The sequence below is a fragment of the Ureibacillus suwonensis genome (genome assembly GCF_042655065.1).
Classification (GTDB): Bacteria; Bacillota; Bacilli; order Bacillales_A; family Planococcaceae; genus Ureibacillus; species Ureibacillus suwonensis.
In genome coordinates, this window is the sequence record NZ_JBHSNQ010000037.1 from 1 (window position 1) to 12,886 (window position 12,886).

Below are 12,886 nucleotides of genomic sequence, written 5' to 3' on the forward strand. Positions count from 1 at the left end.
GAAAACGATTGATTGTCCGATAACTTGGTTCATAGCCTTGTGCCAACCACATCATCCGAATACTGTCCTTTAAAAGGGCTTCCATTTTCCGACCTGAAAAGACTGATTGGGAATAAGCACACAAAATCATTTTTAGCATCATGCGTGGATGATAAGCAGGACAACCTGTATTTCGAAGAAACGGCTGAAAGGCTTCATCGGGGATACTTTCAACTAAATGGTGAATGTGGAAAGCAATATCATTTTCTTGTAATTTTATTTCTAAATCTAGAGGCAAAACTAATTGATTCATGTTATAATATTTGAACATAAGGACACTTCCTTTGATAAAATTTTTTGGGGTAGATACTTAAATTTTATCAGAAGATGTCCTTATTTTTATTAAAAAAATAGTAATAGCCCATGAAATTTCATTCCAACATTTCATGGGCTGTTTCCATTTTAGAGGAGGGTTTTGTCCCAGCCTCTTTTTATTTTGAAAAACAACCGGAAAAAGAAAATTTTGGGGAACTTTGTAACCTTTTCCGCTTCCATTCGACTAATTGAACGAAAACAAAAAAGAAAGGAGAGAAAGCATGAAAAAAACCTTGTCAACTCTTTGTGCATTGGCATTGCTCGGCAGCTTTGCAGTGCTCCCGGACGCGCGCGTACAAGCGCAAGAAAACGCTCCCAACGAGACTGTGGAAAAAAAGGCGGAGGTTCAATTCAACTATTTTCAGGTGAGCGGAACAATCAGTAAAATCTCGAAACAAGAGAACGGCCAATTCTTTGCCACAATTGATTCGGAACAAAATCCTTTTGGTTTTTACTTCGATGATGAAACTTTGGTATTTGATAATGCCGGAAATGCGGTTGAATTGAAAGAGGGCATGAAGATAACCGCCTTTGTCGATGGTACAAAGCCGATGATCATGATTTATCCGCCTCAATATTCGCCGGATGTGGTCATTGTTAATACGGACAATCCGGGCACGGTTCAGTTGGACAAATTCGACCAAAAGTTTTTAAATGCGGCCAAAGATTTGTACATTCACTTTGATGAAAAAACGGAAATTATCAATTTATCCGGCAAAAAATTAAAGAAAGACTCGGTGATCGATAAGGAAGTACTGATTTTCTATGAAGTTGTGCTTGAATCCTATCCGGCACAAACAGGCCCGTCAAAGGTCATCGTGTTGGAACGGGATGAGAATGGGCAACAAGCATCAAATATAGAGAAAGCATATAAAATTGCGGAACAGGATCACTATTATATCAACAATGTGAAAATGGTGCCGTTAAGATTGATAGCCGAACAGCTTGGATACAGGGTGGATTCCACTGGGAATGGAGCGGTTGTATCCAAGGGCTGCGTTTTCTATATCATTACGAGAGGCAAAACAAGCTACATCCAAAACCAAACAACGAAGCAGTTCGCCAAGGCGCCTGCACTGTTGGAGCCACGTAAAACATACGTGCCATACGACTTTATCGAGGAACTTGCAGGGAATTAATTAGATACATCGGGTTACCAATCATGAATGGGACACTTCAAATCATTTGGGGTGTCTCTTATTTTTTTTGTTGAAATTATGAAAATTTTGTGACAACTTCATTTTTTTATTAATTGAAGTATGTGAAAACTATCATATTTGACCAAGTAAAATAGTGTGTTTTCCTTTTCACAATAAAAAGCTTGTGAAATCAAGGTTTCTATTGTGAAAAGTGAGTTATTTATTATATCAATATAATAAAAAATCCCGGTTTTTATAGAGAGTGAAGCCGTTTAAAAATCATGAAAGCGCTTTAAAAACCTTTGAATATCAATATTTTTTCGATGATTTACAAAAAATGTTATTGACTTCAATTGGGTAAAGTAATATTATACAAAAAACAATATTTTAAAAAGTGGTTGAGGGGATGAATAAGAATGGATTTAATGAAACAATCTTTGGAAATGCATCAGCGATTTAAGGGGAAAATGGAGATTATTTCAAAAGTGCCCGTAAATGATGCGCGGGATTTAAGTTTGGCCTATTCTCCTGGAGTTGCTGCACCTTGTCAGGAAATCGAAAAAAATCCAATGCGAGTATATGATTATACAATGAAAGGAAATTTGGTGGCGGTTGTATCTGATGGAACTGCCGTGTTAGGGTTGGGGGATATTGGTCCGGAAGCGGCACTTCCCGTAATGGAAGGTAAGGCGTTATTGTTGAAGCGGTTTGCAAATGTGGATGCGGTGCCAATCACATTAAATACAAAAGATGTGGATGAGATCGTCAGAACAGTGAAAGCAATGGAGCCTACATTTGGCGCGATCAATTTGGAAGATATTGCAGCTCCCCGCTGTTTTGAAATAGAAGAACGCCTTAAAGCGGAATGCAATATTCCGGTTTTCCACGACGATCAACACGGAACGGCAATTGTAGTTGCAGCAGGATTGGAAAATGCTTTAAAAATTGTTGGAAAACGGAAAAGAGAGGTAAAAATCGTCATTAACGGTGCAGGTGCGGCTGGGATCGCCACATTGAAACTGTTGAAGAATTTCGGCTATGAAAATATTGTCGTTTGTGATTCAAAAGGAATCCTTTATGAAGGCCGCGCTTCCATGAATCCGGTGAAGGAAGAAATCGCAAGGATTTCAAATCCGGAAAAATTGAAAGGGACATTGGATGATGCCATTGTCGGTGCGGATATATTCATCGGCGTTTCCGTTGCCAACATTTTGACGAAAGCCCATATCGATTCCATGAAACGGGATCCGATTGTTTTTGCATTGGCAAATCCACATCCGGAAATCACATATGAGAATGCGCAGCGTTGGGGAGTGCGAATCATCGGTACAGGACGTTCAGACTATCCGAACCAGGTTAATAACGTGCTTGCGTTCCCTGGTATATTCAGAGGAGCATTGGATGTGTTGGCTTCGGAGATTAACGAAGAAATGAAAATGGCTGCTGCCCGTGCCATTGCATCCCTTGTTGAGGAAAGTGAATTAAGGGAAGATTATGTGATTCCGAAACCATTGGATGAAAGGGTCGTACCGGCTGTTGCCAAGGCCGTGGCAAATGCGGCAATCGAATCCGGTGTATCGAAGCTCTACAGCAATCAACAAGCAAATGTCATTTAATGATTTGCGAAGGGATGATTATATTTAATCCTTTCGAAATATTCTGAACATTTTGGGATTAATATAAATACGGCTTGGAATTGAAAAGGAAATGCTTCCGTATCTTTTCAACTCCAAGCCTTTTGTCAATGATCAGAAAAAGTATGCGATTCCTAAGAACATGATGATTACACCGATAATGAGTCCGATGATGACGAATATGATTGTTAAAATAATAATGAATATCAATGCAGTGAAGAAAGATTTCCAATTGGAAAACTGATGCGCTTCAGCGATTGCCGCAATCATGATGACAATCGACCAGATGCTGACGGCAACGGTGAACAGTAAACCAATGATCGAGAAGGCTCCAAATTGATCGCTCATATTGAATAAACTTTCCGGATCGATGATCATCCAAAGCAGATAAATCGGAATCAACACGATGAATGGCCATGCGGTAAGGGAAGACGCTTTAAATATTTGTTCATAAGTACCTTGGCCTGAAAACAGTTTTCCGATGAGCCATACTCCTAATGCGGAAAAAGCATTGCTGATTATGCCAACGATCGGGGAAAGAATGATGGTGAGTAAAACGATTGCCCAAAGGGGGAAATCCGGATACAATCCCATGTCAATATATCCTGAAAAAAGGCTTCCAATATAACCGATGGATAAGAGTGAAATCACGAATGGGAATTTTTTATACTCTAATACATAACGTGCTGTCCGTTTCGGATGCAACCAAATGGTCAATAACGGATTGATTTTTTCTTGTTCTTGTTCTTGCTGGTAAGATTCGTTTTCGCTCATTAAAAAACCTCCTTAATATTCTCCCAATTTAAAGTAAAACATATTCCATATTTATGTATCAATAGGCAAAAAAAGCTAATTGCTGTGATAAAAATCACAACAATTGGCTCAAAAAATGTTATATATTTTAACCCCTTTTTTAAATAAATTCCCCTATTTTTTGAAGCGATTAATATACCCCTTCAGCAACCATACCGTTTGCGACTTTAATGAATCCCGCGATATTTGCACCAACCATTAAATTGCCTGGAGAACCGTATTTTTCAGCGCATTCTTTGCTTGTTCTGTAGATTTCTTTCATAATATCATGGAGTTTTGCATCCACTTTATCAAAAGACCAGTAAGTGCGGCTGGAGTTTTGCGCCATTTCTAAAGCGGAAGTTGCAACACCGCCCGCGTTGGCAGCTTTTGCAGGTCCGAATAATACACCATTTGCCAAATATTCATTGATGGCTTCCGGAGTTGAAGGCATGTTTGCCCCTTCTGCAACCACTTTTACGCCATTAGCGATCAAAGTTTTTGCAGATTCGCCGTCGATTTCATTTTGAGTTGCACAAGGCAATGCGATATCGCAAGGAATTGTCCAAATGCCTTTGCAGCCTTCTGTATAAGTTGCGTTTGGACGATATTCAAGATATTTTTTAATACGTTCGCCTTTTACTTCTTTAATTTCTTTGACTGCATTCAAATCGATGCCTTCTGGATCGTAAATGTAACCGTTGGAATCAGAACATGCAACAACTTTTGCTCCGAAATGTTGGGCTTTTTCGATAGCGTAGATTGCAACGTTACCAGAACCGGAAACAACAACTGTTTTGTCTAAGAATGATTCGTTTTGGTCGCGCAACATTTCTTCCACGAAGTATACTAAACCGTAGCCAGTCGCCTCTTTACGAGCTAAAGAACCGCCGTAACCAGGTTGTTTACCAGTTAACACACCTGCTTCGTGCATTGCTTTGATGCGTTTGTATTGGCCCCATAAATAACCGATTTCGCGTGCACCTACACCGATATCTCCGGCAGGAACATCGACATCAGGACCGATATGACGGTATAATTCAGTCATAAATGCTTGGCAGAAACGCATAATTTCCGCATCGGATTTTCCTTTAGGGTCAAAGTCGGAACCGCCTTTTGCACCACCGATTGGCTGTCCTGTCAATGCGTTTTTGAAAATTTGTTCAAAGGCTAAGAATTTCATGATGGATTCGTTTACGGATGGATGGAAACGGAGTCCGCCTTTGTATGGTCCAATTACATTATTGAATTGAACACGATAACCTTTGTTTACATGAACACGGTTTTGATCATCTTGCCAAGTTACGCGGAAGCTGATAATGCGATCCGGTTCAACGATTCTTGAAAGGATGTTGTGTTCGATGTATTCAGGATGTTGTTCAAATACCGGAACCAATGTGGAGAATACTTCTTCTACTGCTTGCAAAAACTCTGGTTGATAATCATATTTATTTTTGAGTTGGTTATAAACAGAATCGATGTACTCTTTTGCATTCGCTTTATTTTTTACAGTTGTTGTCATTGTTTGTTTTCCCCCTTAGAAATCTTATGAGAAAATGTTATTACGATTTTTCAAACAATTCAATCACCATTTTTTGTACTAAGGAAAATAAAATGTTAAATTATGTAAAATAAAATTATATTTAAATAATATTTATTTCCAAATATTAGTAAAGGGGATGGTGTGTATAATTTCCGTTCTAATTGATGCCGATGCCTGCCCAGTCCTTGATATTGCTGTGTTTGTTTCATCTCAATATGAGATAAAACCATTCTTGTTTTGCGATACTTCCCATCAAATAGAAATGGAGAATGCAATAACAATTCAAGTATCGGAAGGGCGGGATTCCGTTGATTTTGCGATAGTGAATGCGGTTTCAAAATACGATATTGTGATCACACAAGATTACGGTTTGGCTGCCATGTGTTTGGCAAAAGGTGCCTTTGTTTTAAACCAAAATGGAAAAGAATTTACAGATGAAAACATTGATCAAATGCTCTTTTTTAGGCATGAAAATGCAAAATTTCGTCGTTCGGGCGGAAAAACGAAGGGACCCAAAAAACGAACAGAGAAAAATAATTTGGACTTTGAAATAAAATTTCGACAAATTTGTGAACGGGCGCTTTTGGCGAAAAAGGAGGATGAAAATGCCTGACTTACCACGCAATCTTTCGGAAAATGAACAGTTGATGTTGGACAAAATGAAAAAATCTCAACCTGTATTATGGATAAACCCGAACAAAACGGATCAATTGCCACAAAATCATTCCTTTACTTTTCAGCATGTTCTTGAAGCGGAAAAACGCCTGAAAAGATTCAGCCGATATATACAGGTAGTGTTTCCCGAAACTCAAAAATTACAAGGGATCATTGAATCAAAAATAATTGAAATACCGAATATGAAGCCATTTATTGAGAAGAATGCAAATAAGAAGCTTTTGGGCAAGCTTCTATTAAAATGCGATCATGAATTGGCGGTTTCCGGTTCAATCAAAGCGCGCGGGGGCATTTATGAAGTATTGAAATTTGCGGAACAATGCGCCATCCAACACGGAATCATAAAAGAAACGGACGATTACTCCCAATTTGCCGGCGAAGAGTTTCAGAAGCTTTTCAGCCGATATAAAATTGCGGTCGGATCAACGGGCAATTTAGGGTTAAGCATTGGAATCATGGCCGCAAAATTGGGTTTTCAAGTGACTGTGCATATGTCCAAGGACGCAAAAGAATGGAAAAAGAATTTGCTTCGGGAAAAGGGTGTCCAAGTGATTGAATATGAGTCCGATTATAGTTTGGCCGTGGAAGAAGGAAGAAAGCAGGCCGAAAAAGATCCGATGTGCCATTTTGTGGATGATGAAAACTCCATCGATTTGTTCAGCGGATATGCTGTGGCCGCCCTTCGATTGAAAAAACAGCTGGAGGATTTAAAAATCCCGGTAGATCAAGAGCATCCTTTATTTGTCTATTTGCCTTGCGGAGTCGGCGGCGGACCTGGGGGAGTGGCATATGGATTAAAAGCTTTGTATAAAGAACATGTCCATATTTTCTTTGGGGAACCGACCGAGTCTCCATGCATGCTGTTAGGGATGATGACAGGGTTGCATGACCAAATATCCGTTGATGACATCGGATTAACGAACCGTACGGAAGCGGACGGGTTGGCGGTTGGCCGTCCATCGAAGTTTGTCGGGAAATTGATGGAACCGATTTTAAGCGGATGTTATACAGTGGAAGATGCATTTTTATTTGAAAGTTTGAAGGAAATGGTCCGGAGAGAGGGGATTTTTATGGAACCTTCGAGCCATGCAAGTGTATTCGGACCTATTCAATTGTTGAAGGAAGGCAAAGACTATTTGAAGGAACAGGGATTGATCGAGCGTTTCGATCAAGCCACCCACATTTTGTGGGGGACAGGCGGCAATATGGTTCCGCAAGAACAGAGGGACTCATATTTAAATAAAACATTGCGGTAACGAAAGAATTTTATGCATGCAAACAGTTTCAGGAGTGATGGCAATTATGGGATTTCGATTCCGAAAAAGTATTAAATTGGCTCCAGGTGTGAGGTTAAATGTCGGGAAAAAGGGTGTCGGCGTTTCTGTCGGCGGGAAAGGGGCGAGGATTAGTTCGAGCAGCCGCGGGACAACGTTTAGTGCGGGAATCCCCGGAAGCGGCTTGTCTTATCAAAAACAACTCACTTCCCGTTCCAAAACATCCCGGACAAACTACCAAAAAATTTTAAAAGAACAACAAAAACTTCAAGAACAGGAGAAAGCGAAAGAGATAGTCGGCATGTATGAAACGCTTATTCAATCCCTGACGAATCTCCATGAACGCGTTTCTTCCCCGATCAATTGGCATGAAATTGCATCTTCCAACCCTCCCTTTGACATTCATAGCGAAGAGGGCCCTACGGTAAAAGCATTGAAACAGAAGGCGGATCAGTTTTCGCCTTCTTGGAGGGATAAATTGTTCAATAGGGTGGAAGCGCGGAAGAAAGCCATTTTGGCAGATATCGAACTTGCCAAATTGGAAGATGAAAAGATATATAAAACTTGGGAGAATGACAAAAGATTGGCGGAAAAAGTTCTGGAGCATCAAAAGGATGCTTGGCAGGCCGTCATCACCAAATATGCTCCTTTTGAAGAGATTGAGGAACTCGGAAGCAAAGTCCGGTTTGAATTTGAAGGTCTTCGTGCTGTTGTGAAATTGGATATATTAAATCGTACGGTTGTTCCCGTCAATGTTCTGTCTTTAACAAAAACGGGGAAGCTCTCTGAACGGAAAATGGCAAAGGGAAAATATCTTCAACTATATCAAGATTATGTATGCAGTTGTACATTAAAAATCGCCAGAGAGTTTTTTCATTTATTGCCGGTCGATGAAGTGTTGATCCATGTATACGATGAGTCCCTTTCGGAGGAATCCAAGACATATGGATGCATTTTATCTGTCTTTTTCCCTGGAAATGAATTCCGACACTTGGATTTTACCGATATCGATTGTTCAGAGACCATTGAAAAATTCCCGCATCATATGCGGTTTTTAAAAACGAAGGGCTTTCAGTTTGTGGAGGAATTGAATGTATGAAAAAGTGGATCTGGTTTTTTTTGGCAATTATAGCTTTGCTGCTGTCATTGATCCAACCGGTATTGGCGATCGGATTAGGAATTGCCGTTTGGGGGCTTTATGAATGGAAGGTGAACAAACAATTAAAAGTTCATTCAAAAATGCCTCCCGTTATCTTCATTATTGGATTGGCTGTTGCAATGATAGGGCTGGCCAATATGGATGGACAAGAAGAAACCGTTAAGACAGACGTGGCTTCCGAAGAAAGGAACACTGAAAAACCGGAAGATGTGGAACTTGAAAACCATAAGGAAGAAAAGGAAACACTTCCGGAAGAACAAAAAGTGAATAAAGAGGATGAGAAGGGGACAGTTGGACAGGATAAGGAAAAGCTTTTGCAAAACTTGGGTCTAGCAGCGGCTACCGTATCACGGGTGGTAGATGGAGATACAATCGAACTTTCTGATGGCAGCAAAGTTCGATTAATAGGCGTCAACACCCCTGAATCCACTACCCGTACGGAACCTTACGGGAAAGAAGCGAGCAATTATACGAAATCAAAATTGGAAGGGAAAAAAGTATACTTGCAAAAAGACGTTTCAGAAACGGACAGATATGGCAGGCTTTTGAGAATCGTTTGGTTGGACATTCCGACCGATTTGATGGATGAAAATGAAATCCGGACAAAAATGTTTAATGCGGATCTTGTATTAAATGGCTATGCAGAACCATCCACTTATCCGCCTGATGTAACCTATGCCGAATATTTTAGAAAATTCGCCAGAGAAGCGCGGGAAAAGGGAACGGGGTTATGGTCTTATGGTCCGGAAGGGACGACGAAGGGGGACTTTGATAAGCAATCGGGTGGCTCTTCAACATCGTCTTCCGGTTCATCAAGCGGAACATCTGAACAGAAGTCGGATAGAGGCGCAACATCTGGGGGAACAGAAAATTTCAAAAACTGTACCGAATTGAGAAAAGTTTATCCGGATGGTGTTCCGGCAGGTCATCCTGCTTATCAGAGCAAATTCGACCGGGACCATGACAATTACGCCTGCGAAAGATGATGCAATAGTTTGGAAGAAGAGGGAATGATGAATGGGTCATTTTTCATTCACTCATTCTCTTTTTTGAAAACGGGTGTAAAGCGGGAAATCCAATCAGGGATGGACATTCCGCCAGTAGGATTGTCGAAGATTCCGCTAAAAAATTTCGGCTTATCCTCAAGTGTAAATCAGCATTTCACTTAAGGATAAGCCGTATTTTCATTCTGCCAAAATTTCTTTTACCGTTTCTTCCACTTCGCTGCGGCTCACTTTTTCCTTGCCATTTTTCAAAGCATCCAATGTTTTATGGGCAAGGGCAAGAGGTAAGCGGCAGAACAACAGAATGGAACGTTTCGATATATCATCCATATATTGATCGGCTTTTTGCAAATTTTCCTCGGTATATCGGAATAAATCTTCCCTCGTCCATCCTTGGGGGATGAAGCTTACGCCGCGTGTTTCCATATCTTCGTGTTGATTGCGCAAAATATTGACCGCTTGCAAGCCCCTGCCGTATCCGATTGCCAAATCGCGGTCCGTTTTGACTTGACTGTCCCATTCCCATAAATCTGAAAGCATGACACCGACAAGTCCTGCAACGTAATATGTATAATCGTCCAAATCTTCCTTTGTCCGGACTTGCCAGTTGGCTTTTGCCCATTTCGCCATACCAAAGGCCATTTCGCTGGCGGCATCACAGACGATTTTTTCGGATCCCGCGGGCAATAAAGAAATCCAGTCATTCATGCGCATCGTCACTTCAGGCATGTACTGCTTCACAGGCTCCAATAGTTGCAAATAACATTCATTATCAAAAGGTTCTTCCTTTAACAACCCGCTTACTTCCATTAAAAGAAAATGTTTCGTTTCGTTTGTCACCTCCGGATGCTCGTTGTCTTCAATTTCATCCAAAGCGCGCATAATCAAATAAGCATTCGCCACAGCCGTTTTCAAATCTTTCTTTAAAAAAGTAATCGGTATATAAAAGGTGCGACTCGTTTCTTTCAGTACTCTCATGGCATCTTTTTCGAGTGCTTTCATGTTCATATGACAAATAATCCTCCGATCATTACCCTTTCTATTTATCCTACATTAATTTTTTCAAAAAGAAAAACAAAACCTCTGAAATTATTATGGACAAGAAAAAGTTATTATTTTCATCCTTTGATTAATAAACACCGGAAATATTTTTGTGTAAATTTGCGTGTTTTTCTTTCAACTTTCCGATACAATGGGAGGGGATAGATTGATAGAAAAAAGGTGGATTCACTTGTGAGAAAGGAAACTTATATTTTTTTGGATATTGAGGCGGCTTTAGTCCGCGGAAAACAGCACATCATTGAAATAGGGGCGGTGAAATGGCTGCCGAATGATGAGGTTGAGTTTTTCTCGGAATTGATTCAGCCGTATAAATTAAAAAAATTGAGCAATAAAATACAGCAATTAACAGGCATCCAAACGGAAGATTTATTATCGGCCCCTTCCTTCAAACAAGTCATCAACCGGTTCAAGGAATGGTGCCAAGGGAATGCCATCTTCGTTACCTTTGGCGAATTTGACAGGAAAATTTTAGAAGAGGAACTTTTCCGCAATCGAATCCAACGGCGTTTTATATATCCAATGGTCGATTTTCAACAAAAATATATGATTGAGAATCAAATCAAGGTGCAACCGAGTTTGAACGAATTGATGGAAAAATTCGATATCGTTTCGGTTCAACAGCACCGGGCACTGGATGATGCAAAGACATTATTTCAAATTTTTAAATCTGTAGACGGCCATAAAGTCATTGAAAGACAAAAGACGAACCAATTTGCTGTATATTTGAGTGAGGTCCATCACGGCGAGAATGCAGCCGAGGTATATTTAACATATATCACCGGTGAAATTTTCCCTTCAAAAATCCACATCCATTCAATGGATACCATTCATAAGTCTTTATCGTATATAAAAAAAGAACGGGAATTCGTTCAAGAAGACGGCAGTGTTATCAAGACGGATTATGTTGAAGTTCTGCCAAACGCAGAGTTGGCCGAATATTTACGGAAAGTGGCCGAAGATATTGAAAATAAAGTGTTGATCACCCGTTCCGGTTTAAAACAAATTTCCCGCATCAACCGCCTGCATCAATGTGTCATGCCGAAAACGGAAGTGATGACATTGCAAAATTTGTTGATGGATGCCGAGGCGTTGAGCCAGTTTACAATCAATGGGCAGCCATTGGATACATATGAAAAATCTTTATGTAAATTATTATTCAGATATAAGCACAGACTAATCAAAGAATTCAAAAGAAGAAATTTGTTTGCAAGAGAAGGGGTAAAAGTTTAATTTTATCCACAAAAATTATATAATTTTACTATCATTCTTTTTTGTTTTGAATTTTAATAAAATTGTAAAAAAATATTGCAATAAAAAATTAATCCAGTTAAAGTGTAGAGAGGGAATCAATAAAGGAGAAAGTCTATGAGGAATACAATAGGAATTGATGCAGGCGGCACTTTAACGAAAGTAGCATTCTTGGACGATCATAATGAATTCCATTTTAAAGCGTTCCCATCAAAAGATTTGTCATTGGTGAAAGAATGGATTGAATCCCTTCCTGAAATTGAGGAAATCGGAATTACCGGCGGCAGAACCGAACAGCTTTTATCCAAGTTGAAGACCAATAAATCCATCGACTATGTTGTGGAATTTGATGCGACAATCAAAGGGGTAAAATACTTATTAAAAAAAGAAGGCCATAATATTCAAAAAAGCATCATTACAAATGTAGGAACAGGCACAAGCATTCATTATATGGAAAATGAAAATCATGTGCGCGTCGGTGGGACAGGCATTGGCGGCGGCACATTAACCGGCCTCTCCACCATCATTACAGGACTTACGGATTTCAGGGAAATTACAAAAATCGCAAAACAGGGGAAACGGGAATTCATTGATTTGTTTGTAAAGGATATTTTCGAAGGAATGGAACCTCCAATCGAGGGACATTTGACGGCAAGCAATTTTGGAAAGGTGAATATATTAAATCACAATTCGTATCCGATTCCTGACTTGCTTGCGACCATCCAAGCTTTGGTCGGGGAAGTGATTACGACTTTAAGCATCCAATATGCGGATATGAAAAAATCCGAAACCATCATTTACATTGGTTCCACATTGGCGGATAACGACCATTTAAAAGAAGTGATCGCCAATTACACCATTTTGAAAAAGCATACGCCCATCTTCTTGAATGATTGCGGATTTTCCGGAGCAATCGGGGCTCTATTGAATAAAGTTGAACAAAGAAAATTGCTTGAAGATAAAAATGGGATTCTTACTTGAATAAAGAAGAATCCCATTTAT

Annotated in this window: 12 protein-coding genes; 8 read left to right on the forward strand and 4 right to left on the reverse strand. The window is 39.8% G+C overall.

What is annotated here, in order from left to right:
* Positions 1–310, reverse strand: a 310-nt coding sequence (locus tag ACFPOH_RS03060) for a transposase (RefSeq protein WP_390308824.1), incomplete at its 3' end; no start/stop codon positions are given.
* Positions 311–575: 265 nt separating this feature from the next.
* On the opposite strand from ACFPOH_RS03060, the gene ACFPOH_RS03065 reads away from it, so the two are divergent.
* Together ACFPOH_RS03065 and ACFPOH_RS03070 are read left to right on the forward strand one after the other, a co-directional pair.
* Positions 576–1,493 carry a stalk domain-containing protein gene (locus tag ACFPOH_RS03065; RefSeq protein ID WP_328215237.1) on the forward strand — a complete coding sequence of 306 codons (918 nt, stop codon included), beginning with the start codon at positions 576–578 and terminating at the stop codon, positions 1,491–1,493.
* Between the two features lie 416 nt (positions 1,494–1,909).
* Entirely contained in the window at positions 1,910–3,109 is a 1,200-nt protein-coding gene (locus ACFPOH_RS03070; RefSeq protein ID WP_342469637.1) for an NAD(P)-dependent malic enzyme, read from the forward strand.
* Positions 3,110–3,241: 132 nt separating this feature from the next.
* Here the strand turns inward: ACFPOH_RS03070 and ACFPOH_RS03075 are convergent, their stop codons facing one another.
* Positions 3,242–3,901, reverse strand: a complete 660-nt coding sequence (locus tag ACFPOH_RS03075) for a YIP1 family protein (RefSeq protein ID WP_342581283.1) — start codon at positions 3,899–3,901, stop codon at positions 3,242–3,244.
* A 169-nt stretch (positions 3,902–4,070) separates the two neighbouring features.
* Positions 4,071–5,441, reverse strand: a complete 1,371-nt coding sequence (gene gdhA / locus ACFPOH_RS03080; RefSeq protein WP_342469635.1) for an NADP-specific glutamate dehydrogenase — start codon at positions 5,439–5,441, stop codon at positions 4,071–4,073.
* Between the two features lie 157 nt (positions 5,442–5,598).
* On the opposite strand from gdhA, the gene ACFPOH_RS03085 reads away from it, so the two are divergent.
* Genes ACFPOH_RS03085 through ACFPOH_RS03100 form a run of 4 tightly spaced genes read left to right on the forward strand, consistent with a single transcriptional unit; the run spans position 5,599 to position 9,556 of the window.
* Positions 5,599–6,075, forward strand: coding sequence for a YaiI/YqxD family protein (locus ACFPOH_RS03085; RefSeq protein ID WP_342469634.1), 477 nt, complete (start codon positions 5,599–5,601; stop codon positions 6,073–6,075).
* Positions 6,068–7,393, forward strand: coding sequence for a D-serine ammonia-lyase (locus ACFPOH_RS03090; protein WP_390308826.1), 1,326 nt, complete (start codon positions 6,068–6,070; stop codon positions 7,391–7,393). Before ACFPOH_RS03085 ends, ACFPOH_RS03090 begins: the two co-directional genes overlap by 8 nt.
* A 46-nt stretch (positions 7,394–7,439) precedes the next feature.
* Positions 7,440–8,510 carry a DUF4236 domain-containing protein gene (locus ACFPOH_RS03095; RefSeq protein WP_342469632.1) on the forward strand — a complete coding sequence of 357 codons (1,071 nt, stop codon included), beginning with the start codon at positions 7,440–7,442 and terminating at the stop codon, positions 8,508–8,510.
* On the forward strand, positions 8,507–9,556 hold the full coding sequence (locus tag ACFPOH_RS03100) for a thermonuclease family protein (RefSeq protein ID WP_342469631.1): 1,050 nt from the start codon (positions 8,507–8,509) through the stop codon (positions 9,554–9,556). The genes ACFPOH_RS03095 and ACFPOH_RS03100 overlap by 4 nt, the downstream gene beginning before the upstream one ends.
* A gap of 198 nt (positions 9,557–9,754) precedes the next feature.
* Here ACFPOH_RS03100 and ACFPOH_RS03105 read toward each other — a convergent pair whose 3' ends face one another.
* Entirely contained in the window at positions 9,755–10,582 is an 828-nt protein-coding gene (locus tag ACFPOH_RS03105) for a squalene/phytoene synthase family protein (RefSeq protein WP_390308828.1), read from the reverse strand.
* A 225-nt stretch (positions 10,583–10,807) separates the two neighbouring features.
* Between ACFPOH_RS03105 and ACFPOH_RS03110 the strand changes: the two genes are divergently transcribed.
* The gene (locus tag ACFPOH_RS03110) at positions 10,808–11,866 is read left to right on the forward strand and encodes a 3'-5' exonuclease (RefSeq protein WP_390308829.1); all 1,059 of its coding nucleotides are present in this window, start codon (positions 10,808–10,810) and stop codon (positions 11,864–11,866) included.
* Between the two features lie 135 nt (positions 11,867–12,001).
* A complete protein-coding gene (gene coaW, locus ACFPOH_RS03115) occupies positions 12,002–12,865 on the forward strand; it encodes a type II pantothenate kinase (protein WP_342469628.1) in 864 nt (287 codons plus the stop codon).
* Positions 12,866–12,886: the final 21 nt, after the last annotated feature.

Excerpts from the sequence above, each read along its gene's own strand:
- ACFPOH_RS03065 (WP_328215237.1), top strand. The coding sequence starts at position 576 with ATGAAAAAAACCTTGTCAACTCTTTGTGCATTGGCATTGCTCGGCAGC.
- ACFPOH_RS03070 (WP_342469637.1), top strand. The coding sequence starts at position 1,910 with ATGGATTTAATGAAACAATCTTTGGAAATGCATCAGCGATTTAAGGGG.
- ACFPOH_RS03075 (WP_342581283.1), bottom strand. The coding sequence starts at position 3,901 with ATGAGCGAAAACGAATCTTACCAGCAAGAACAAGAACAAGAAAAAATC.
- gdhA (WP_342469635.1), bottom strand. The coding sequence starts at position 5,441 with ATGACAACAACTGTAAAAAATAAAGCGAATGCAAAAGAGTACATCGAT.
- ACFPOH_RS03085 (WP_342469634.1), top strand. The coding sequence starts at position 5,599 with ATGGTGTGTATAATTTCCGTTCTAATTGATGCCGATGCCTGCCCAGTC.
- ACFPOH_RS03090 (WP_390308826.1), top strand. The coding sequence starts at position 6,068 with ATGCCTGACTTACCACGCAATCTTTCGGAAAATGAACAGTTGATGTTG.
- ACFPOH_RS03095 (WP_342469632.1), top strand. The coding sequence starts at position 7,440 with ATGGGATTTCGATTCCGAAAAAGTATTAAATTGGCTCCAGGTGTGAGG.
- ACFPOH_RS03100 (WP_342469631.1), top strand. The coding sequence starts at position 8,507 with ATGAAAAAGTGGATCTGGTTTTTTTTGGCAATTATAGCTTTGCTGCTG.
- ACFPOH_RS03105 (WP_390308828.1), bottom strand. The coding sequence starts at position 10,582 with ATGAACATGAAAGCACTCGAAAAAGATGCCATGAGAGTACTGAAAGAA.
- coaW (WP_342469628.1), top strand. The coding sequence starts at position 12,002 with ATGAGGAATACAATAGGAATTGATGCAGGCGGCACTTTAACGAAAGTA.